This is a genomic window from Caulobacter sp. BE254 (assembly GCF_031457295.1).
Lineage (GTDB): Bacteria > Pseudomonadota > Alphaproteobacteria > Caulobacterales > Caulobacteraceae > Caulobacter.
The window spans coordinates 1-21747 of the sequence record NZ_JAVDWJ010000005.1; the positions used below are offsets into that span (position 1 = coordinate 1).

Consider the following 21747-nt stretch of genomic DNA (forward strand, 5'->3'; position numbering starts at 1 on the left):
TCGCCAGCCATCAGGTCGCCACCATCGACTTGACCGACCCCAAACCTGTCAGTCATGTCTCCGAACAGGTGTCCGCCATGTCCCCGGACTGAACACTCGTGCCCGGGACCCCTGGTTCAGCCGACGGTGAGACAGCTTGGCGCGCCAGCGCGCCACGCATCCGCACCTGCGGCGGACAGAGGGGTCCCGGGCACGAGGCCCGGGATGACGGTTGTGAGGTGGGTTGAAACGCCGTCTATCCCCGCTCCCGCCAAACCAAACCCCAACCCAATCAACGCCCTACACAAAAACGCACGTTTCCTGTCCCCACCCTCCAGGACGGCCGCACACTAGCGGCATGACCCAAGCCCAAGACATCCCCACCCGCTGCCTGACCTTCCAGCTCCAGCTGATGGACGCCCTCGAGGCGACCTGGAAGAGCATCGAGAGCACGAACAATCCCGCCGCCATCCGCCAGGCTCGCGACAAAGCCAAAGCCATCGGCGACCTGGCCGCCATGGCCCGCAAGATCGCCCTGGTCCTGCCGACCCCACGCGGAAAGCCGCAGTTGGCCGAAACGGCCGCCGCCGGACTGCATGCCGCTCAGGGCCTAGCCAACGTGCGCGAGATGCTGATGGCCTCCAGGGCCGCCGCCGCCCCAATGGACGCTCAGGCGGACGCGCCTGTGGACGCGCCCGCCGCCGCCCCCATCGCCGCTCAGGCCGAGCACGCCCGCCGCGCCCTGGACAAGCTCAAGGGCGGACGACGCGGCCGGCTATAGGTTCACGACCCCGCCGCCGCGCTCGCCGCCGAGTAGCGGACGATCAGGTTTGCGAACACGCAGATCATCACGCTGAACGCCATGGCCATCACCCCGGCGATGCGCAGGGCCGAGGCGACGTCCTCGGACACGCCCCGCTCCCGCCCCCTGAACGCGCGAAAGGCGCCGGGCTTGAAGGCCAGCAGGAACCCCAGGGCGAAGATCACGACGGCGAACAGGTCGATCGCCAACAGTCCGGTCATTGGAGGCCTCCATCGGACGGCGCGAGGGTTCAATGCCGGACGCGGCGGTTCGGTCCCGTGAGTGGCCAATTCTTCTCCTCCCCCGCAAAGCGGGGGAGGTGGCGCGATGCGAATACGCATCGTGACGGAGGGGGCGTCCAGCCGCCGCACGACGCCCCCTCCGTCTCGCCGCTACGCGCCGAGCCACCTCCCCCGTTGCACGGGTGAGGAGAAGGTCCGCCAGCGGCGAGGCCGCGCCTTGAAACCTTGATGGCGAGCCTGCTCTGGCGTCTGGCCGTGTCAAGGACGACGCGCCGCGTCGCCGCGCCGCGGCCGGCCAAAGGCCGGTCCTTGACACGGCCAGACGCCAGAGCTCCGATCCACCAAGGGTTTAAGGCGCGGTCCCATCCGTGGCGGATGGAGGCTTGCGCCGAGCGGACGTTTTGAGAGTCTCAGAAGGGTGGGAAGCACCCCCTTCGCCACTCCCTTTTCAGCCGTCATTCCGGGCCTTGTGCCCGGAACCCCTCTCTCCACCGCAGGTGCAGGAGGGGCGGTTCGCTGGCGAACCGCTTGCACTTCACGTGCGGGCCGAACCAGGGGTTCCGGGCACAAGGCCCGGAATGACGGATGTATTTTTTGGGCGGGCGCTTAGACCTAAGGTCTGACTTGGGTCGGGTCCGGAAACCGGCGCCGTCGCCGAATGCAGACCTGAGAGCTCACCGTCCCGGATGAGTCCACCGTGGGAAGCCGGCCCTAGTGCGGGTACTGCTGATTGCCGGGCGGACACCTATGCCGAACCTTGCGCTGAAAAGCCTTGATGCCTTCCGCGCTCACGTAGCCGGTAATCACATGCGTGCGAATACGATAGGTGCGACCCACGGCGACCGTATCGACATGCTTTTGAAGATTTCCACCCAACAGCTCAACGGTGATCCTGTCTCCCTCCAGCGAGTAGACCGGTGGAGGGGCGTGGTCGTAGATCAAAATGGGCGAACAGGCGGTTCCCGTCGGGTGGCAAACCTGCACGACCCACTGGTCCGTCGAGTCCGGATATCCCGAGTATGAGCTGAGGCGCATCATCAGGTCCGCATCGAGCGTAACCTCGGTACAGTGTCGGGTGCTGGTGACGATCTTTTCGGGCGTCTGGCCGCAGCCGAATAGGAACAATGCGGCGAGCACGCTTGAGCGGCGCGTTGACCTTGGAATGAACACGACTTGACCTCGCTCTGGCGACGCAATCCGAAATGAAGCGTCAGGGCTGTAGATCTTCAGCGCAGTTTCGAGGCCCACGCCCCTCACCCCCTCAACAACCCCACCTCGAACACCGCCCCCGCCTCGCCCTCGACCAGCGAAATCCGCCCCGAACTCGCCGCTAGCAGCGACCGCGCGATCGACAGGCCCAGCCCTGTCCCGCCGGTCTCCCGCCGGCTGGTGAAGAACGGTTCGAACAGGCGGTCGCGGTCGGCGGCCGGGACGCCGGGGCCGTCGTCCGACACCCGCAGCACCACCTCGTCGCCGACCGCCGCCGCGGCGATCCGCACCACCTTCGCCCCGGCCTGGCGGCTGTTCTCGACCAGGGTGGTCAGCACGGTCTCGACCGTCGCCTCGGGGGCGGCGACCAGGGGCAGGCCGTCGGGCAGGTCCAGGATCACGGCGATGTCGCGGCCCTGGGCGTCGGCCACCCGTCGCGCGGCCGGGGCCAGCTGCGACGCCACCCCCGCCTGCGGCATGGCCATGTCGGCCCGGGCCAGGTCCATCAGCCGGCCGACCAGCTGCGACAGCCGGGCGCTGTCGGCCGAGATGTTGCCGAGGAACCGGCGACGCTCGTCCGGGGTCATGGTGTCGAAGTGGTCGTCCAGCAGTTCGACCGCCCCGGTGATTCCGGCCAGCGGGGTCTTGAACTCGTGGCTGACGGCGGCGGCGAAGTCGCGCAGGTAGCGCGAGCGCACGGCGATGGCGTCGGCCATCACCCGGAAGTCCTGGTAGAGGTCGCGGATCTCCAGGGCGGCGGTGGCGGGGGTGTCGGGCACGCTGCCCTGGCCCGTGGCCACGCTGCGGGTGGCGGCGCTCAGCGCCTCGATCGGCCGGGTCACGCCGCGCGACACCAGGCCCGACAGCAGCACCAGCAGCAGGATCGTCGCCGCCGCCCCGACCAGCAGCTTGCCCCGGTCCTGGTAGACGCCGCGGAACAGCGCCCGGGGCGAGCGCGACAGCAGCAGCGCGCCCACGACCTGGCCGTTGACCACCACCGGCCGGGCGTGGTGCAGGCGCACGGCCGAGGCGCGGCTGAGCCACTCGAACGAATAGCGCGGGTGATAGGCCCCGTTGCGGCGCAGCACCGTGCGCGAGCGGCCCTGCAGCGCCGCCTGGATCTCCGGCAGGGCCGCCAGGCTGCCGCCCTGCCCCAGGCCGCGGACGACGACGCCGTGGCGGTCGACGATCAGGATCGAGGCCAGGGTGCTGCGGCTGGTCTGGTCGAAGATCGGCTCCAGCACCTCGGCCGCCGCCTCGGCCTGGTGATCGGCCCTGGCGCCAGGGATCGAGGCAGGCCGCTCGGGCAGCAGGGGCGAGCTGCGCAGGTCGACGCTGGTCGCCTCGGGGCGGTAGTAGCCGGGGTCGTCGCGGGCGTCGGGGTCGGCCGGGGTCAGGTCGCGCACCGCGCCCGGCCACAGATTGGCGGCGGCCGAGGCCAGGGCCGCGCCCTGCGAGGTCAGCTCGGCCTCGGTCTGGCGCACCAGGGTGTTCTCGTAGGTGCGCAGGAACACCGCCCCGATGGCCGGCATCGCGGCGGCGAACAACAGCACGGTCAGCAGGATGGTCCGCAGGCGCAGGGCCGGCCACCAGCGCCGCAGCCAGGCTTCCATCAGGCGACGGCGCCTTGGCAGGCTCCCAGCCGGTAGCCGATGCCGGCCCGGGTCTCGATCACGTCGTGCCCGCCCACGCCGGCGAACTTGGCCCGCAGGTTGCGCACGTGGCTGTCGATGGTGCGGTCGGTCACCGCGAAGCCGGGGCCGCGCAGGCGGTCGATGATGGCGTCGCGGCTGAACACCTTGGTCGGGGTGGCCGCCAGGGTGCGCAGGATCGTGAACTCGGTGACGGTCAGCGACACCTCGACGCCGGCCCCCGTCTCGATCCATCGCGCGCTCCAGGCCTCGGGGTCCAGGCTCAGCCGGCCGCGGAGGATGCGGCCGTCGGCCGGGGCGGCCTCGGCGCCCTTGCCGCCGCCGGCCCGGCGCAGGATGGCCTGGACGCGGGCCACCACCTCGCGCGGGCTGAACGGCTTGACCACGTAGTCGTCGGCCCCCAGCTCGATGCCCAGCACCCGGTCGATCTCGTCGTCGCGCGAGCTGAGGAACAGGATCGGCAGGTCGCCCCGGGCCCGCAGCCGGCGGCAGACCTCCAGCCCGTCCAGGCGCGGCATGTTGATGTCCAGCACCACCAGGTCAGGGGCGCGCTCGGCGACGGAGGCCAGGGCCGCCTCGCCGTCGGCCGCCTCGCGGGTCTGCAAGCCCACCTTGGCCAGGGCGAACACCAGGAGCTGGCGGATGTGGGGATCGTCGTCGACGACCAGGATCGTGCGCTGCATGAGACCCATGTTCCGCGCTCCGCGTGCGGGGTCAACGGACTCGACGCGTCGGTCCGGCGCGTTTGCCGTGCAGATCCGGTGCAGAGGAGAAAATCCCGCTAAGCCCCCGTCGCCGCGTCGGTCCACTTGGCGAAGGGCGTGTCGGGCTCCTCGGCCAGACTGGGCTGCAGCGAGCGCAGGTCGCTGGGGCGCATGTTGAACGCCTTGCGGAAGCTGCGGCTGAAATGGGCCTCGCTGCTGAAGCCGCACTGGAAGGCGATCTCGCTGATCCGCCGGGCCCGCTTGGGGTCCAGCAGCGCCGCGCGGGCCAGGTGCAGGCGGCGCTCCCAGATGTAGGCCGTCACCCCGCCCAGGGGCTCGAACAGCCGATAGAGCGTCGAGCGCGACACGCCCAGCGACTCGCTGATCCGGGCCGGGTTGAGGCTGGGCTCCAGGAGGTTGTGCTCGACATAGGCCCGGGCCCGGGCCAGCACCGGCGACTCGCGCACGCCGAAATCGGCCCGTCCCGCCTCCATGGCCAGGCAGGCGCCCAGCAGCGCGATGGTGGCCCGGGTGATGCCTGGCAGGGTCTCGGGCAGCAGCCGCGGGAACCAGCGGGTGACCGAGGTCAGGTGCTCGATCAGCAGGCCGGCGCGATTGGCGTCCAGCACCATGCCGTGCAGCGCGATGTCGGGGGCCACGGCCTCGACCTCGGCGCGCGGCAGGAAGGTCGTCAGCACCTTGACCGTCGTGCTGTGCATCAGCATCGGCCGCGACAGGTCGCAGATCCCCACCTCGCCCGGACCGAACGCGAACGGCACGCCGTCGAAGTCGCCGGTATGCGAGCCGGCGATGTTGAACTGCACGATGTAGTGGTCGAGACCGTCGGCGGCGATCATCTCCGGCGTGCGGAACATGGTCTGGCCGCCGGTCTCGGTGACGTAGAAGGCGTGCGGCCCCAGGCGCAGCGCGGTGATGTTGGCGGTGAAGCCCGGTTCCGGATCGCGCGCGTCCAGCGCGGTCAGCACTTCCCGGCGGTAGTGGTCGTGCCGCTGGTCGGGCGGAACGCTCCGGGTGCTGAAATTCGTCCGCCCCAGCCGAAACAGCGTTTCGGCGGGCGGGTCCAAAGGATCATTCATGTGGCCTCCCCCAAGGCACAATCACGCATTGACCATATTCGCCAATGCGGGCGTTCGTCGCACCGCGCGGGGCGCCATGCGAGAGCGGCGTTTTCCTTTGAGACAAGGGATCAAGAAAATGGAACCGGCATGTAAGGCGCGCGGCGCGCAAAGCCTTACAGGTGTCGGCTGCTTCGGACGAACGCCGGTCGGCGATCGGCGCGGCCGCGACCCGGCCGACCGAGGCTCGGGCGCAGGCCATCGGCTTGGAGAACGACGCACCGCGAGACCTTGGGGGAGGTCGCGCGACCAGCGTCGCCCACGTCCCGAGGGGGACCTAAAACTAAAGGCGGGCCTTGGGGAGGTCCGCCTTTTTTATTCGCCGATCCGGGTTTCGCATCCGCCTGGCGCCCGCCGCGCCTCAGACGCTTGGCTGGATCCCTACTCCCAGGAAAAGACCGTGCGCAGAGCGCAATCTCGAGGCGTCTGCCCTTCCTCGAACAAGGTCACGCGCCGGATGGCTTCCATCTGACGCGAGGTGAGCGGCGCCGGCGAACGGAAATAGGCCGCGCCATGGCCGCCGTTCCAGAGGGCGACCCCATGACGCCCATCCTCGTCCCGGCGTTGCGCGAACCTCGCCGGCCTGGCGTCCGTCCGCGCCTCGACGATCCGCCCCTTCGGCCGGCCGGCCCAGCCGATTCCGCGAACGTCGAGCACCCCGAACGGTCCCTCCCAACGGAAGTTTCCCGCGTGGACGCCGCCTTCGAGCGTCGTGACCTTCTCGCCAGGCGCCAGGTCGATGATCGCCGAGTAGCCGCAGAAGCGCGCCGGTCCCTCCAGATCGGCGGCCTGGGCCTGCGTGCAAAACACCATGACCAGCGCCGCCGCCCCGATCAGCGCTTTCATGTCGACCGCCCCTCTAGTGCTCGCGTCCCATCCGCCAGAAGGTCTGGAACATCGGCTCGACCAGATAGGCCAGGGCCGAGCGCTTGCGCAGCGGGATCAGCACCTCGACCGGCAGGCCGGCCTGCAGGCCCGACTGGGCGCCGCGGATCTTGCGGATCTTCTCCAGCTCCTCGGGCGGCGCGGCGACCTCGGCGCGGAAGTACTGCACCCCGGTCTTCTCGTCGGTGAAGCTGTCGGCCGACAGCTCGGTCAGGGTGCCGTTCAGCAGCGGCAGGTCGCGCTCGTGCAGCGAGGTGAAGCGGATCTGGGTCTTCTGGCCGGGCTTGAGGTCGTCTGCGTCGTTGGGCGACACCTTGGCCTGGATCACCAGCCGGCGATCCTGGGGCACGACCTCCATCAGGGTCTGGCCGGGCGCCACCACGCCGCCCACCGTGAAGACGTTGAGCCCCACCACCTTGCCGCCGGACGGGGCGCGGACCGTGGCCCGGGCCAGCTGCTCGCGGGCGGCCAGCACCTTGGGCTGCAGGTCGTCCAGCCGCACCTGCACGTCGCGCAGTTGGCCGGAGACCTCCTCCATCATCTGGCGCTCCAGCGACAGGGTCTGCAGCTTGGTCTCGCCGATCTGCTCGGCCGAGCGGGCGATCTGGGCGCGGTAGGCGCCGTCCTCGCCGGTCAGGGAGGCGGCGCTGCGCTGCAGGGCCAGCACCCGGGTCTTGGGCGCGAAGCCCTTGGCGGCCAGCTCCTGCACGCCCTGCAGCTCTTCCTCGATCAGCTTCTGCTGCTCGCGGTTGGCGTCCAGCTGGCGTTCGGCGCCGCTGCTCTGCTGGCTCAGTTGCAGGACGCGCTGGTTGAGCACCCCGCGCTGGGTCTGCAGCGAGCTGCGGCGGGCCTGGAACTGCTGGCGCTGCAGGCGCAGGGCGTCGTCGGCCAGGGGCTTGTCCTCGGGCGCCAGGTCGGCGAACTCCGGCGGCGCGGCGACGGCCGGCAGGCGGTCGCGCTCGGCGACCAGCCGGGCGCGCTGGGCCAGCAGGGTCAGGACCTCGCCGGTCATGCCCCGCTCGCTGGCCCGCAGTTCCGAGGCCGACAGCTCCACCAGGATCTGGCCCTTGACCACGCTCTGGCCCTCGACCACCCGGATGGCGGTGACCACGCCGCCCTCGCGGCTCTGCACCGCCTGGCGGTTGCCCGCCACGGCGATCACCCCGTGGGCGTAGGCCCCGGCGTCCAGCGGCGCCAGCGCCGCCCAGCCCAGGAAGCCGACGAAGAACAGGCCCGCCACTCCGGCGCCGATACGGATGAATCGGACAGGATCGTCCGACAGGCGGGGCGGGATCTTGGCGGCGGCCTCGCCGGCGGTTCCGGCGGTCTGGAAAGTCGTGTCGGTCATGGTTTGGCGACCTGAAGCGGAGTGGCGGTCGAGCCGGACTGGGACGCGGTCTTGGGGACCGGTTGGGCGGCCGGCTGGGCGGCGGCGGCCATCTTGGCCACCACCTCGGCCCGCGGGCCGACCAGTTCGACCTGGCCCTCGCGCAGCACCAGCAGGCGGTCGGCGATGTTGAGGATGCCGGTGCGGTGGGCGACGATCAGGATCGCCGCGCCCCGCGCCTTGGCGGACAGGATGGCGCTGTTCAGGGCCATCTCGCCATCGGCGTCGAGCGCCGAATTGGGTTCGTCCAGGACCAGCAGCGGCGGCTGGCCGTACAGCGCCCGGGCCAGGGCCACGCGCTGGGCCTGGCCGGCCGACAGCCCGCGTCCGCCCGCGCCCAGCGTGGTGTCATAGCCCTTGGGCAGGCGCAGGATCAGCTCGTGCACCCCCGCCGCCTGGGCCGCGGCCACCACCTCGGCGTCGACGATCGCCGGGTCGCCCCCATTCTTGCCTTGGGGGGACCAGATCTCGAAGCGCGAGATGTTGTCCTTGATCGAGCCGGCCAGCAGGCCCGAGTCCTGCGGCACGTAGCCGATATAGCGGCCCAGCCGGTCGCCGTCCCAGTCGGCCAGGTTGGCGCCGTCCAACCGCACCGTGCCGAGCTCGGGGGTCACCGCCCCGGCCGCGACCCGCGCCAGGGTGGTCTTGCCCGCGCCGCTGGGACCGATCACGCCCAGGACTTCGCCCGGGGTCAGCTTCAGGCTGACGCCGCGCAGCAGCACCGGGCCCTCGCCGGGCGCGCGCACCGCCACCTGCTCCAGGGCCAGGGCCCCGGTGGGCGCCGGCAGCTGGGTGCCCGACACTTCCAGGCCCCGGCCGGGCGGGAACAGCTTGATCAGGTTGTTCAGCGCGCCGCGCGCCTGGCCGACCACGGCCCAGGAGCCGACCAGCTGCTCGATCGGCTGCAGGGCGCGGCTCATCAGCACCGAGGCGGCGATGATCGCCCCCGCCGAGATCTGCTTGTCGACCGCCAGCCAAGCGCCCAGGCCCAGGGCCGCCGACTGCAGGAACATGCGGGTGAACTTGGTGGCCGCCGAATAGCCGCCGCCGGTGAACTGGGCCTTGGCCGACAGGTCCAGGCCCGCCCGGCGGTCGGCCAGCTGACGCTCGCGCAGGGCGCCGCGCATGCCCAGGGCGCGCACCACCTCGCCGTTGGCGGCGGCGGCTTCCTGCGAGGCGTAGGCCTGGGACTGGGCGACGAAGGCTTCGCGGGCCCGCGTGCGGGTGGCGCGCTCGTTGAGCACCGCCAGCGCCACCAGCACCGCGCCGCCGACGATGGTCATCGCCCCCAGCGCCGGATGGATCATGAAGGCGACCAGCACGTAGATCGGCGTCCACGGGATGTCGAAGGCGGCCACGGCCACCGGGCCCGACAGGGCCTGGCGCACGATGTCGAACTCGCGCATGCCCTGGGCCGAGGCCCCGGGCGCCATGGCGCTCATCAGCTTCTGCAGGATGCCGCCGGCCAGCAGCCGGTCCAGGCGCAGCCCGGCCAGGGTCAGCAGGCGCGAGCGCACCGATTCCAGCGCCGTCTGGGTGCCCAGGGCGAAGGCCACCACCAGGGTCAGGTACAGCAGGGTCAGCCGGCCCTCGGTCGGCACGACCCGGTCATAGACCTGCATCATGTAGATGGTCGGGGCCAGCAGCAGGATGTTGATCAGGGCGCTGAACACGGCCGCGGCCATCAGGTGCGGCCGGCACGCGCGCAGGGCGGCGACCAGCGGCGGCGGCAATGGGGCGTCGAGGAATTTCACGAGTCTCTCCGCGGGCGTGGAGAGTTTCCCGCCGGCGCGGTCGCCGCGCGCGGGTCCCACACCCCTTCGGGCCGTACCTAACGTCGCGTCCGGGATTTATGCAAGACGGTCCTTACGTCGCAGGGGGGCGGTCGGGGCCTACTCGACGAAGGCGGGCGCCGCGACCCGCCGGCCCAGCAGAAAGGCGTCGGCCACGTGGCGCAGCGGCGTCACGTCGACGTCGGACTGGCCGGCGGCGATCAGCTCGGCGAAGCGGGCGTAGAGGCCCGGATACTCTGCCTCGGGCTGTTCGTGGACCAGGGCGCCGTCGATCCACAGCCGGGCCCCGCCGTGCGACAGGCGCAGGACGCCGCCGTCGGTGTCGACCTCGATGTCCCAGCTCTGCGGGCCGGTCTGCAGGAAGTCGAATTCGGCGGTGACCGGCACGCCCAAGGTGTCGACGAAAGCCAGCTCGGCCTGGATCGGCGACTGGCGGTTCTCGGGCACGTGCAGGGTGGCTTCGGTGAGAAAGAACGGGCGCGGCAGCACGGCGGTGGCGATCGACAGGGCGTTGATCCCGGGGTCGAACACCCCCAGGCCGCCCGGCTCCCAGATCCAGTCCTGGCCCGGGTGCCAGACGCGGACGTCCTCGCGCCAGTTGATCCGGGCGGCGGTGATCGTCCGGCCCTCCAGCCAGGCCCGGGCCGGGGCGACGGCCGGGGCGTAGCGCGAATGCCAGGTGGCCTGCAGGGTGACGCCCTGGGCTTCGGCGACCTGGCGCAGGTCCTCGACCTCGCTCAGCGTCGCGCCCGGCGGCTTTTCCAGCATCACGTGCTTGCCGGCCTCCAGCGCCCGGCGCGCCAAGCCGTGGCGCACCTGGGGCGGGGTGCACAGGGCCACGGCGTCGAAAGCCAGGCCGCTGGCCAGCAGGTCGTCGAACGTGTGGAAGCTGGGCAGGCTGGGCTGCTCGGCGTGGCGGCTGACCACCGCGACCAAGGCGAACCGCGGATCGGCGGCCATGGCCGGCAGGTGCTGGTCGCGGGCGATCTTGCCCAGGCCGATCAGGGCCACGCGGACGGGTGTGGCGGCGGTCATGGGGCCTCGCGACTCTGGAAACGCTATTTGTAGGATAAATGCTCGGCCGCGCTTGGGATGTCAAACGGCCAGTGAGGCTCGACGCTCTCCGTCGATCGTTATCGACCGCCGGCGAGCGGCTCCGCCAGCCCGATGAGAAGGCCTTCAGGGCCGCGGACGTAGCAGAGCCGGTACGCGTCCTCGTACTGGACCACTTCGCCGACCAGTTGCGCGCCGTGCTTGCCGAGCCTGGCCAGGGTGTCGTCGATGTCGCTGACCGTGAACATGGCGCGCAGATAGCCGAGGGCGTTCACGGGGGCGTTCCGGTGATCGGCGACGACGGACGGGGCCAGAAAACGCGAGAGCTCGAGGCGGCTGTGGCCGTCGGGCGTGACCATCATGGCGATCTCGACCCGTTGATCGCCCAGCCCGGTGATGCGTCCGGCCCATTCGCCTTCGACCAGGCCCCGCCCCTCAAGCGTCAGGCCAAGCTCGGTGAAGAAGGCGACGGCGTCGTCGAGGGAGTCCACCACGACGCCGACATTGTCCATGCGCAGGAGTTGGCTCTTGGTCATGATTTCGGTCGTCTCCCTGATGATGGCCTGGCTGCCGACGGCGGCTTTTTTCGCCCGAAGGGAACACGCCGCAGGGGCGTGCCCCCTTTTTCTATCGGCCGTCAGCGGATGAAATAGCCGATCACCTTCCAGCCGGAATTTTCGTGGGCCAGCACGACGGCCTCGACGGCGTCGGGCTTGTTGGCGAAGACCGTGGCGAACTGCACGATCTTGTACTCGCCGTCGGGAACGCCGGGCAGCGAAGTGGCGCTCGATATGCTTTTCAGCGAACGCGAGGATACCGTGCCGAGTTTTTGTCGAAGGGGTTGGACCGTCGCGGTCCAGTCGGCCTGCGTGACTTTCGACCTGAACACGCCGCCCGACGACGCCCAGCTCTCGGCCCAACGCTGACCGTCCAGCAGCTTGGCCCAGGCCTCGGCCGAGGCCGTGCTCGCCTGGTCGGACGTGCTTGAAGACGCCGAAAGCGCCGCCGGCGGCGTCACCTTTCCATCGCCCTGCAACGCCATCGCTATCGCGGCCGCGGCTACTATCGCCAACATGATCGCCAATCCTCCTGAGAGCCACGCGGTCCAGTGACCGACGCGTCGACGCCTGGTCGATGCCCCAGGTTCTCCGCCCCGCGCCGGCGCGGCGGCCACCCCCAATTCCATGTCCTCCAAGAAATTTGGGTGCTGAGCCTCCATCTGGGCCAGCAGCCGTGCCGCGGCCCGACTGCTGCCGACACCCAGCTTTCGGCGCGCCTCGCGAAGGCGCTCGTTCACCGTGTGGACCGAGAGCCCCAGCGCCACGGCGATCGACTTGGCGTCGTGTCCCTTGAGGAGAAGCCGCAACGTTTCCTTCTCGCGTTCGCTGAGCGTTTGGGAAGGCTCGTGCATCTTTCCCTAGGCCCCCAGCAGCTCGAAACTCGCCGTCAGGCCATCGACCGCGCTGTTGGCCACCCACAGGTCGAACATCCCCGGCTCGGCGATCCAGCGGTCGTTGTCGCCGACGAACATCAGCGAGCCGCGCTCGAGGCTGAAGCGGACGTCGCGCCGCTCGCCGGGCTTCAGCGCCACCCGCACGAAGCGCTTGAGCTCGCGCACCGGCCGCGTGCGGCTGGCCACCCGGTCGCGGATATAGAGCTGGACCACGTGCTCGCCGGCGACCTTGCCGGTGTTGGCGACATTGACCGTGATCGACAGCTTGTCGTTCCAGGCCAGGCGGGTGGTCGACAGCCGCACGTCGCTGAGCGCGAAGCTGGTGTAGGACAGGCCGTGGCCGAACGGGTACAGCGCCTCGTTGCGGGTGGTGCGCCAGCGGGCCTTGTACTCCTGGCTGTCGTCGGCCTGGGGCGCGGGACGGCCGGTGGTCCGGTGGTTGTAGGCGTAGGGCTCCTGGCCGCTCTCGTGCGGGAAGCTGACCGGCAGGCGGGCCGACGGATTGACCTTGCCGAACAGCACGTCGGCCACCGCGTGGCCGGTCTCGGTGCCCAGGAACCAGGTGGCCAGCACGGCCGGGGCGGCCTTGACCGCGCCCTCCAGCACCAGGGCCCGGCCGTGGCGCAGCAGCACCACCGTCGGCTTGCCGGCCGCCGCCACCAGCTCGGCCAACTGTTGCTGCGCCCGGGGCAGGCCGATCTCGGTGCGCGACTGGGCCTCGCCCGACATGTTCTGGCTCTCGCCCACCGCCAGCAGCACGACATCGGCGGCCCGCGCGGCGGCGACGGCCTGGTCGTAGCCGCCGGGGATGGGGTTCTCGACGTCGCAGCCCCGGGCGACGATCAGCTGCGACGGGTCGGCCATCGCCTCGCGGATGCCGGTCGCCAGGTCGACGCCCAGGCTCTTGTCGCCGAAGAAGGCCCAGGGCCCCAGGATGTTGTCGCGATCCTCGCCGAACGGTCCGATCAGGGCGAGCTTGCGCCCCCGGACCGGCAAGGGCAGCAGGCCGCCGTCATTCCTCAGCAGCACGATCGACCGCGCGCCGGCCTCGCGCGACAGCGCCCGCATGGCCGGGGTGGCGGTGTTGGCGGCCTGGGCCTTGGGGTCGATCGAGCGGTAGGGCCGATCGAACAGGCCCAGGGTCTCCTTCAGGCTCAACACCCGGCGCACGGCGTTGTCGACGGCGGCCATGGGAACCAGGCCCTGGGCGACCAGTTCGGGCAGGTAGCGGCTGTAGAGGCCGCTCTGCATGCTGATGTCGACCCCGGCCAGGATCGCCAGCCGCGCGGCGTCCTTGTCGTCGGCGGCGTAGCCGTGGGCCACCAGCTCCTGGTCGGCGGTGTAGTCGGAGATGACCACGCCCTTGAAGTTCCACTCGCCGCGCAGGATGTCGGTCAGCAGGTGCCGGTTGGCCGTGGCCGGCACGCCGTTGATATCGTTGAACGCCGACATCACCGCCAGGCAGCCGGCGTCGAAGGCGGCCTTGAACGGCGGCAGGTGCACCTCGCGCAGGGTCTCCTCGGAGATGTCGACCGTGTTGTAGTCCAGCCCCGCCGCCACCGCGCCATAGGCGGCGAAGTGCTTGGCGGTCGACAGCAGGCTGTCGGGCGCGCTGAGGTCGCGGCCCTGGAAGCCGCGCACCCGGGCCTGGGCCATCACCTCGCCCAGGAACACGTCCTCGCCCGAGCCTTCCGCGCCCCGGCCCCAACGCTGGTCGCGGGCCACGTCGACCATCGGGGCGAAGGTCCAGTGGTTGCCGTAGGACGAGGCCTCGACCGCCGCCGCCCGCGCCGTGCGCTCGGCCAGGCCGGGGTCGAAGCTGGCGGATTCGGCCAGGGGGATCGGGTAGATGGTCTTGAAGCCGTGGATCACGTCGGCGGCGAACAGCAGCGGGATGCGCAGGCGCGACTGCTCGACGGCGGCGGTCTGGGCCAGCAGCGCGCCCTCGACGCCGACGCCGTTCACCAGCGCGCCGACTCGCCCGGCGCGGATGTCGACCAGGATCTGCTGGGTGTTGCGCTGGTTGACCAGCGGGTTGATGTCGCCGACCGGCGGCCGGATCATGTCGGAATAGCACGACAGCTGGCCGGCCTTTTCCTCGACGGTCATCCGGGCGATCAGGGCCTCGACCCGCGGCGAGGCCGCGCGGGCCGCTCCCGCCCCGGTCAGGGCGTACCCCGCCAGGCCCGTCGCGCCAGCCAGGACCGCCCGGCGGTCCACGCCCTGCCGCTCGGGCCCCTGTCGCTCGGGCCCCCGTCGCCCGCCACCCGTCGCCATGAAGCCTCCCCGCACTGAAATCGCCGCAACCTCGCCAGAAACGCCGGCGGGTGCAATGGTGCGTTATCTGAGGGGCGAACCCACGTCTTCAACCTTGGAGAAGCTCTCATGACCACCCGCTGGCGCATCGATGTCCGTCTCGGCGACGCCCCGCCGGAAGCGCCGCTTCGCAGCATGATGGTCGAGGCCCCGACCGAGGTCGAGGCCCTGCGGATCGTCCTGGCCCAGGCCGAGCAGGACAAGGCCGACGCCGAGGAGCTGCTGCAGGACGGCCAGGAGGAGGTGTTCTCCCGGACCGAGGTGCGCCAGGGGCATGTGGAGCACCAGGGGCAGACGGATTGATCGCGCCAGGCCCTCCCCCTGTGGGGGAGGTGTCGGCGGAGCCGACGGTGGGGGGAGTGATCGGCCGGCGACCAATACCCCGGATCGACGATCCCAAAACTCCCCCCACCGATCGCTGCGCGATCGCCTCCCCCACGGGGGGAGGGCTCAGGAATACAGATAATCCCCCGCCAGCCCCAGCCGCAGGCAGGCCTCGACCGCGGGCGTCCCCTGGATTGCCAGGCGGTCCGCCGCCGCGCCGGCCAGGCGAACCAGCCGCCCCTCGACCGGCCCCAGGTCCCACTCGCGGCCCAGCCCGACCACCGTCCGCACCTCGGCCGGCGTGATCGCCACGGCCGCCCGGATCAGCGCTCCTTGCAGGCCGCGCAGCGGGGTCGGCAGGATCGCGGTCTTGCGCATCAGGTCCAGGAACTCCAGGACGATCGCGTGCCGCTCCAGCTTTGGCAGCATGGCCGCCAGGTGCGCCTGCCACTCGGCCACCGAGGCCGGCGCCCCGACCGCCCCGTACAGGGCCGCGACCGGCGCGGCCTCGGCGTAGAAGCGGTCGCGGTCGGCGGCGCTCAGCGGCCGGGCGTAGGCGTGGTAGGCCTCCAGGAAGCCGAAGCTGGCCGTGGCCTGCACCCAGTTCAGCAGTTCCACGTCGCTGGCGCGGTAGGCCGTCCCGGCCGGGGTGTCGCCGGCGACCCGGTCGTGCATCCGCCGCACGCCGGCGATCATCGCCTCGGCCGTCGAGCGCGCGCCATAGACCGTGACCATCGCCGCCAGGCCGGTGCGTTTCAGGCGCGGCAGCGGATCGGTCCGGAAGCTGGAATGCTCCCAGACGCCGGTGCGCACGCGGGGCTCGGCCAGCTCCAGGATCACCGCGCTCACCCCGCCGACGAACAGCGACACCGGGTTCTTGAACACCCGCCAGGACACCGAGTCCGGCGCGACCAGGGCCGGCTCGCCGGGGGGCTGGCGAAAGTCGACCCGCGGAGCCCCCTCGGGCTGGTAGAGGCCCTGGATGAGACCCGCGATGCGACCGGGGCCATCCGCCATCAGGTCTCCCTTCCAAACGCTAGCCTGGCCGCCGTCGGCGGCCGCCCTCGTCCTTCGACAAGCTCAGGATGAGGGCTACTTTTGCGGCGATGAATTCGAATTCCTCATCCTGAGCCTGTCGAAGGACGAGGAATTCGCCCCCTGACCGGGCAAGTAACACCAACCCTAGTTCACCCGCCGGCTCTTGCCCGCCCAGTACGGCTCGCGCAGTTCGCGCCGCAGGATCTTGCCCGAGGCGTTGCGCGGCAAGGTTTCGACGAAGTCGATGGTCTTGGGGGCCTTGAAGCCGGCGATGCGGCTCTTGGCGAAGGCGATGATGTCGGCCGGGTCCTGGGGCGCGCCGGGCTTGAGGGCGACCACCGCCTTGACCGCCTCGCCCCAGGCGTCGTCGGGCACGCCGATCACCGCCACCTCGGCCACGTGCGGATGGCCGTAGACCGCGCTCTCGACCTCGGCCGGATAGATGTTCTCGCCGCCCGAGATGATCATGTCCTTCACGCGGTCGTGGATGAACAGGTAGCCGTCGGCGTCGAGATAGCCGGCGTCCCCGGTCCGCAGCCAGCCGTCGGCGTCGATGGCCAGGGCGGTCGCCTCGGGCAGCTTCCAGTAGCCGGCCATGTTGGCGGGCGAGCGCACCGCCACCTCGCCGACCTCGCCCGGCGGCAGGGCCTGGCCGTCCTCGTCGATCACCTTCAGCTCGGCGCCGGGCATCGGCAGGCCGGCCGAGCGCATGCGGGCGTTGCCGGCCGGGTCGTGGTCCCGCGGCGGCAGATAGACCACCGTGCCGGTCGTCTCGGTCATGCCGTACTGCTGGACGAAGCCGCAGCCGAACACTTCGATGCACTCGCGCAGCAGGTCCAGCGGGATGGGCGCGGCGCCATAGAGGATATGGGTCAGGCGGCTGTAGTCGACCTGGCGGGCGCGGGGCTGCCGCACCACGATCTGCAGGGCGGCGGGCACCATGAACATCTTGGAGACCCGGTCCTTCTCGATGAAGTCCAGCACCTTGGTCGGATCGAACTCGCGGGCCACCACGCCCTTGGCGCCGTTGATCAGCCCCACCACGCCCCAGCCCGTGCCGCCGATGTGGGCCACCGGCATGGCCACCAGGCTGACGTCGTCCGGCCCCCAGCGGTTCCAGTCCATGTCGGCCTGGGCCGCCAGCTTGCGCGTCGTCAGGATGTTGGAATGGGTCAGCATCGCGCCCTTGGGCCGGCCCGTGGTGCCCGAGGTGTAGAGCTGGACCGCGATGTCGGCCGGAGTGATCGTCGCGTCCGGCGGCTCGCACGCCGCGGCGTCGCGCCAGGCCTCGAACACCGGATGTCCATAATCGTTGGCCTCCATGGCGACGACGACCGGGTGGTCCAGCATCAGCACGGCCACGTCGCGGACATGGGCCAGCAGTTCGGGGCCGACGAACACCATGCGGGCCTCGGCGTCGCCCAGGATGTAGGCGATCTCGCGCGGGGCCAGGCGCCAGCCGATCGGGGCCAGCACGACCCCGGCCTTGGCCGCCCCGAACAGCAGCTCGAAATAATGGTCGCTGTTCTTGCCGACATAGGCGATGCGGTCGCCCTTGACCAAGCCCTCGGCCAGCAGGGCGTTGGCGACCTGGTCGGTGTGGCGGTCGAACTGGGCGAAGCTGGTCGCGCGGCCCTCGAACACCAGGGCCGTCGCCTCGGGCCGGACCTGGTGATGATAGCGGGCGACGTCGCCCAGGGTCGTCATGCGATCGAAATCGACGGCGGGTCCGGACATGGTGGGCGGGCCTCCTCGCGCGGTCCGAGGCGATCTGCGTCGCCTTCGGGTTGAACCGCCGCCAGCATGGGGCCCATTCCCGGCGCGCGGCTAGGAAAAAAACGCGGCGCGGCGCGGGGTTCCGTCAGGTCTTGGGGCCCAGGCGCCGGGCGTTGGCCGTGGCGGCGGCGTGGATCGGGGCCAGCATCGCCGACTGCCAGGCCACGCCCAGCGACATCATGCGCCCCCAGAAGGCCATCGCGCCGAGCGAGGCGTCCAGGGTCGGGGCGAGGCCGGCGCGCGGCGCCTTCCAGGCCTGGGCCAGGTAGCGGTTGGACTCCGCGGCCATGGCCAGCCAGGCCGGACCCGTCGCGGCCACGCCCTGGGCGAAGGCCAGCGGCTTCTCGGAGACCATCCGCGCCAGCTCGGCGTAGTCGCCGCGCATCGGGTCGCGAACCGCCGCGACGATCATCGGCGCGCGGGCGTCGATCACCCGCAGGGAGGCCAGGGCCAGCTCGGCGCTGGCGCTGGCCAGGGCGAAGGCGTCGGAGGATGTCGCCTTGCGGCGGCGGGGCGTCTTGCGGGTCCGGTTCATGCCGACGGCAACGCGCTGGAGGAGGCTTTCGCTCCGCCGCATGGACAAGGGGCGACGCCCTGTCTGTTAACCGCTTGACCCGGCCCGGCGACGGCCGTCTCTTGAGCCCAGCCCGCAGGATGAGCCCGTTCGCCTTGCCAGACCTGGTCGCCCCCGGCCCCGCGTCGCCTCCGCCCTCGCCCGCCGCTGGTACCGTGCGCCGGCGTCTGCTGCTGATGGCGCTCAGCCTGGTGGTGCCGGCCGTGCTGTTCATGGTCCTGCTGGCCCGCGCCGAGTTCGGCGAGAGCCGGGCCCGCTACGAGCGGCAGCTGATCGCCACCACGCGGGCCCTGGTGCTGGCCACCGACCGGCAGATCGGCCAGGGCCAGAGCATCCTGCAGGCCCTGGCGGTGTCGCCGGCCCTGATCTCCGGCGACCTTCCCGCCTTCGAACGCCAGGCCCGGGCCGCCGTGCAGGGCGGCGACGGCTGGATCGTGCTGATCGACGGCGACCGGCAACTGGTCAACACCCGCCTGCCCCCCGGCGCCCCGCCGCCCCGGGCCCGCCTTCCGGACGACCGCTGGCGGACCATCCGCGAGGGCCGCACCTCGGTCTCGAACTTGATCGTGCGCAAGGACGACGGCTCGGCGCCGGCCTTCGTGTCGATCGACATGCCGGTGATCGTCGACGGCCAGCTGCGCGACCTGGCCTATGTCCAGACGCCCGAGGCCTTCGCGACCCTCTTCGCCAGCCAGAACATCCCGTCCAGCTGGACGGCCAGCATCGTCGATCGCAACGCCTCGGTGGTGGCCCGCTCCAAGGACCTGAAGCGCTTCCTGGGCCACAGGGTCAGCGGCGAGATGCGCCAGGCCATGGCCCGGGGCAACGAGGGCGTGGCGCTGAGCCATACGCTGGACGGCACCCCCACCCTCTCGGCCTTCAGCCGCTCGCCCGCCAGCGGCTGGGCCTTCATCGTCGGGGTGCCGCGCACCGAACTCAGCCGGGCCAACTGGTCGTCGGTGGGCGGGCTGACCCTGGCCAGCCTGGTGTTGCTGATCATCGGCGCGGCGGTGGCCCTGGCGGTGTCGCGGGAGATCTCGGCGGCCGTGCGCGGCCTGGGGGCCGACGCCAAGGCGGTGGCGGCGGGCGGCGAAATCGCCGTGGTCCCGGACCGCTTCCAGGAGATCGCCGAGGTGCGCGCGGCCCTGCACGACGCCTCCGTCCAGCTGCGGACCCGCGAGGCCGAGGAACTGCGCGCCCACCAGCGCCAGCAACTGATGATCAACGAGCTGAACCACCGGGTGAAGAACACCCTGTTCACGGTGCAGTCCCTGGCCCGCCAGAGCCTGGGCCGCCCCGACGACACGCCGGGCCTGCACGCCTTCAACGAGCGCATCATGGCTCTGGCCCGGGCCCACGACCTGCTGACCCGCAGCGTCTGGGAGGGCGCCGACCTCCAGGAGATCCTCGAGGAGACGCTCGAGCCCTATCTGGACCGGACGATCCTGGCCGGCCCGCCGGTGGCCCTGACGCCCAACGCGGCCCTGGCCCTGTCGATGGTGTTCCACGAGCTGGGCACCAATGCGGGCAAGTACGGCGCCCTGTCTCTGCCCGAGGGCGTCGTGACCGTGGTCTGGCACGTGGACCCCGCGGCGCGCCACCGCCTGACCCTGCACTGGGAGGAGCGCGGCGGCCCCACCGTGTCGCCGCCCGCCCGCAAGGGGTTCGGCTCGCGCCTGATCGCCGCCACCCTGAAATCCGACCTGGCCGGCGAGGCCCGGATCGACTACCGGCCCAGCGGCCTGGTCTGCGTCCTGACCCTGTCGCTGCGCCGGCCGGACGAGGAGGAAGCCGAAGGGCGGGACGCCTAGGGTCGGCTAGATCGAACTCGCCTCCCTAGACGTTCGTCATTCCGGGCCTTGTGCCCGGAACCCCTGGTTCAGCCTACGCGTGAAGCGCCTTGGCGCGCCGGCGCGCCACACATCCGCACCTGCAGCGGACGAAGGGGTTCCGGGCACAAGGCCCGGAATGACGGTAAAAAAGGGCGGAGCTCGGCGCCGAAGCCGGCGGGCAGCCCCTCAAACCAGGCGACATTTAGTAAGTCGTTTCTGAATTAGCCCAAGACTTAGGCGCCCGCCGGGGCAATTGCGGTTCGCCGATCATCGATCGATTGCGCCGGGCTTCGCGATGGTCTTACCTGCGTCGCTCACCCCGTGGGGACGGTCCCCGCGCAAGGATTGGGCCCATGACGACACCCGACGCCCTGATGCTGCCGGCCCGGCCCGAGCCGATCGCCCTGCCGGTCGACAAGACCGCGGTGATCGTCATCGACATGCAGAACGCCTACGCCTCGCCCGGCGGCTATCTCGACCTGGCCGGCTTCGACATCAGCGGCGCGGCGGCGGTGATCGACAAGATCAAGGGCGTGCTGGACGTGGCGCGCGGCGCGGGCATGCCGGTGATCTATTTCCAGAACGGCTGGGACAGCGACTATGTCGAGGCCGGCGGCCCCGGCTCGCCCAACTGGCACAAGTCCAACGCCCTGAAGACCATGCGCGCCCGGCCCGAGCTGCAGGGCAAGCTGCTGGCGCGCGGCGGCTGGGACTACGAACTGGTCGACGCGCTCAAGCCCCAGCCGGGCGACATCCAGCTGCACAAGACCCGCTACAGCGGTTTCTTCAACAGCCAGCTGGACAGCGTGCTGCGCTCGCGCGGCGTGCGCCATCTGGTGTTCGTCGGCATCGCCACCAATGTCTGCGTGGAGTCGACCCTGCGCGACGGCTTCTTCCTGGAATATTTCGGCACCGTGCTGGAGGACGCCACCCACCAGGCCGGCCCCGAGTTCGTGCAGCAGGCGGCGCTCTACAACATCGAGAAGTTCTTCGGCTGGGTCTCGACCACGGCCGACTTCAAGGGGGCGATGGGGCAGAGGGAGATCTAGAAACGCCAAACCGTTGTCATCCCGGAAGCCTCGCAGAGGCTGTCCGGGACCCAGGGGACTGGGCGAAGGCGGTGCGGTTACCCTGGGTCCCGGACAGCCTCTGCGAGGCTTCCGGGATGACAACTGGAAATCGGAGAAACCACATGCCCAAGACCGCCATCATCCCGCCCGGCACGGGCACGCCCATCGCCCCGTTCTCGCCGGGGACCCTGGCCGATGGCGTGGTCTATGTCTCGGGCACCCTGGCCTTCGACAAGGACAACAACGTCGCCTTCCCAGAGGACGCCGAGGCCCAGACCCGTCAGGTGCTGGAGACGATCAAGTCGGTGATCGAGACCGCCGGCGGCACGATGGACGACGTGACCATGAACCACATCTTCCTGACCGACTGGTCCAACTACCAGACGATCAACAAGGTCTATGCCGAGTACTTCCCCGGCGACAAGCCGGCCCGCTACTGCATCCAGTGTGGCCTGGTGAAGCCCGGCTTCGTGGTCGAGATCGCCTCGGTCGCCCACATCGGCCAAAAAGCTTAGGGGCAAG

The 21747-nt window shown here is 70.8% G+C and carries 20 protein-coding genes and 1 pseudogene; 5 read left to right on the forward strand and 16 right to left on the reverse strand.

Features of this window, described 5'->3' with window-relative positions:
- The first annotated feature begins 337 nt into the window (after window positions 1-337).
- The gene (locus J2X41_RS10750) at window positions 338-760 is read left to right on the forward strand and encodes a hypothetical protein (RefSeq protein ID WP_310081781.1); all 423 of its coding nucleotides are present in this window, start codon (window positions 338-340) and stop codon (window positions 758-760) included.
- 2 nt (window positions 761-762) lie between these two features.
- Here J2X41_RS10750 and J2X41_RS10755 read toward each other — a convergent pair whose 3' ends face one another.
- The 12 genes from J2X41_RS10755 to J2X41_RS10815 all read right to left on the reverse strand — a co-directional run bounded on the left by J2X41_RS10755 (window position 763) and on the right by J2X41_RS10815 (window position 14572).
- Entirely contained in the window at window positions 763-1002 is a 240-nt protein-coding gene (locus J2X41_RS10755; RefSeq protein ID WP_310081783.1) for a hypothetical protein, read from the reverse strand.
- Between the two features lie 732 nt (window positions 1003-1734).
- A complete protein-coding gene (locus J2X41_RS10765) occupies window positions 1735-2271 on the reverse strand; it encodes a hypothetical protein (protein ID WP_310081784.1) in 537 nt (178 codons plus the stop codon).
- A gap of 5 nt (window positions 2272-2276) precedes the next feature.
- On the reverse strand, window positions 2277-3845 hold the full coding sequence (locus J2X41_RS10770) for a HAMP domain-containing sensor histidine kinase (RefSeq protein WP_310081785.1): 1569 nt from the start codon (window positions 3843-3845) through the stop codon (window positions 2277-2279).
- Window positions 3845-4576: a response regulator transcription factor gene (locus tag J2X41_RS10775; RefSeq protein WP_310081786.1), complete on the reverse strand. Its 732-nt coding sequence runs from the start codon at window positions 4574-4576 to the stop codon at window positions 3845-3847. Before J2X41_RS10775 ends, J2X41_RS10770 begins: the two co-directional genes overlap by 1 nt.
- Window positions 4577-4665: 89 nt before the next feature.
- Complete coding sequence (locus J2X41_RS10780; RefSeq protein WP_310081787.1) at window positions 4666-5685, reverse strand: helix-turn-helix domain-containing protein; 1020 nt, start codon at window positions 5683-5685, stop codon at window positions 4666-4668.
- 420 nt (window positions 5686-6105) lie between these two features.
- Window positions 6106-6570 carry a hypothetical protein gene (locus tag J2X41_RS10785; RefSeq protein WP_310081788.1) on the reverse strand — a complete coding sequence of 155 codons (465 nt, stop codon included), beginning with the start codon at window positions 6568-6570 and terminating at the stop codon, window positions 6106-6108.
- A 13-nt stretch (window positions 6571-6583) separates the two neighbouring features.
- Window positions 6584-7957 carry an HlyD family type I secretion periplasmic adaptor subunit gene (locus J2X41_RS10790; RefSeq protein ID WP_310081790.1) on the reverse strand — a complete coding sequence of 458 codons (1374 nt, stop codon included), beginning with the start codon at window positions 7955-7957 and terminating at the stop codon, window positions 6584-6586.
- The gene (locus tag J2X41_RS10795) at window positions 7954-9750 is read right to left on the reverse strand and encodes a type I secretion system permease/ATPase (protein WP_310081791.1); all 1797 of its coding nucleotides are present in this window, start codon (window positions 9748-9750) and stop codon (window positions 7954-7956) included. The genes J2X41_RS10790 and J2X41_RS10795 overlap by 4 nt, the downstream gene beginning before the upstream one ends.
- A 138-nt stretch (window positions 9751-9888) precedes the next feature.
- Window positions 9889-10824 (reverse strand): Gfo/Idh/MocA family oxidoreductase, encoded by a 936-nt coding sequence (locus tag J2X41_RS10800; RefSeq protein WP_310081792.1) that lies wholly within the window; start codon window positions 10822-10824, stop codon window positions 9889-9891.
- A gap of 98 nt (window positions 10825-10922) precedes the next feature.
- On the reverse strand, window positions 10923-11378 hold the full coding sequence (locus tag J2X41_RS10805; protein ID WP_310081793.1) for a VOC family protein: 456 nt from the start codon (window positions 11376-11378) through the stop codon (window positions 10923-10925).
- Window positions 11379-11479: 101 nt separating this feature from the next.
- On the reverse strand, window positions 11480-12253 hold the full coding sequence (locus J2X41_RS10810) for a DUF4019 domain-containing protein (protein WP_310081794.1): 774 nt from the start codon (window positions 12251-12253) through the stop codon (window positions 11480-11482).
- Window positions 12254-12259: 6 nt separating this feature from the next.
- Window positions 12260-14572 (reverse strand): glycoside hydrolase family 3 N-terminal domain-containing protein, encoded by a 2313-nt coding sequence (locus J2X41_RS10815; protein WP_310081795.1) that lies wholly within the window; start codon window positions 14570-14572, stop codon window positions 12260-12262.
- 108 nt (window positions 14573-14680) lie between these two features.
- On the opposite strand from J2X41_RS10815, the gene J2X41_RS10820 reads away from it, so the two are divergent.
- Complete coding sequence (locus J2X41_RS10820) at window positions 14681-14914, forward strand: hypothetical protein (RefSeq protein WP_310081796.1); 234 nt, start codon at window positions 14681-14683, stop codon at window positions 14912-14914.
- A 147-nt stretch (window positions 14915-15061) separates the two neighbouring features.
- Here J2X41_RS10820 and J2X41_RS10825 read toward each other — a convergent pair whose 3' ends face one another.
- The 4 genes and pseudogenes from J2X41_RS10825 to J2X41_RS10835 all read right to left on the reverse strand — a co-directional run bounded on the left by J2X41_RS10825 (window position 15062) and on the right by J2X41_RS10835 (window position 18284).
- On the reverse strand, window positions 15062-15952 hold the full coding sequence (locus J2X41_RS10825; RefSeq protein WP_310081797.1) for an oxygenase MpaB family protein: 891 nt from the start codon (window positions 15950-15952) through the stop codon (window positions 15062-15064).
- 41 nt (window positions 15953-15993) lie between these two features.
- Window positions 15994-16112: pseudogene (locus tag J2X41_RS25290) on the reverse strand (hypothetical protein); the annotation flags it as partial.
- 5 nt (window positions 16113-16117) lie between these two features.
- Entirely contained in the window at window positions 16118-17710 is a 1593-nt protein-coding gene (locus J2X41_RS10830; RefSeq protein ID WP_310081799.1) for a fatty acid--CoA ligase, read from the reverse strand.
- 124 nt (window positions 17711-17834) lie between these two features.
- Window positions 17835-18284, reverse strand: coding sequence for a hypothetical protein (locus J2X41_RS10835; RefSeq protein ID WP_310081800.1), 450 nt, complete (start codon window positions 18282-18284; stop codon window positions 17835-17837).
- Between the two features lie 119 nt (window positions 18285-18403).
- Between J2X41_RS10835 and J2X41_RS10840 the strand changes: the two genes are divergently transcribed.
- From J2X41_RS10840 to rutC, 3 genes are all read left to right on the forward strand, one after another.
- Window positions 18404-20134 carry a sensor histidine kinase gene (locus J2X41_RS10840; protein ID WP_404979926.1) on the forward strand — a complete coding sequence of 577 codons (1731 nt, stop codon included), beginning with the start codon at window positions 18404-18406 and terminating at the stop codon, window positions 20132-20134.
- Window positions 20135-20508: 374 nt separating this feature from the next.
- Window positions 20509-21204 (forward strand): pyrimidine utilization protein B, encoded by a 696-nt coding sequence (gene rutB, locus J2X41_RS10845; RefSeq protein WP_310081801.1) that lies wholly within the window; start codon window positions 20509-20511, stop codon window positions 21202-21204.
- Between the two features lie 143 nt (window positions 21205-21347).
- Window positions 21348-21740 (forward strand): pyrimidine utilization protein C, encoded by a 393-nt coding sequence (gene rutC, locus J2X41_RS10850; RefSeq protein ID WP_310081803.1) that lies wholly within the window; start codon window positions 21348-21350, stop codon window positions 21738-21740.
- Window positions 21741-21747 lie beyond the last annotated feature (7 nt).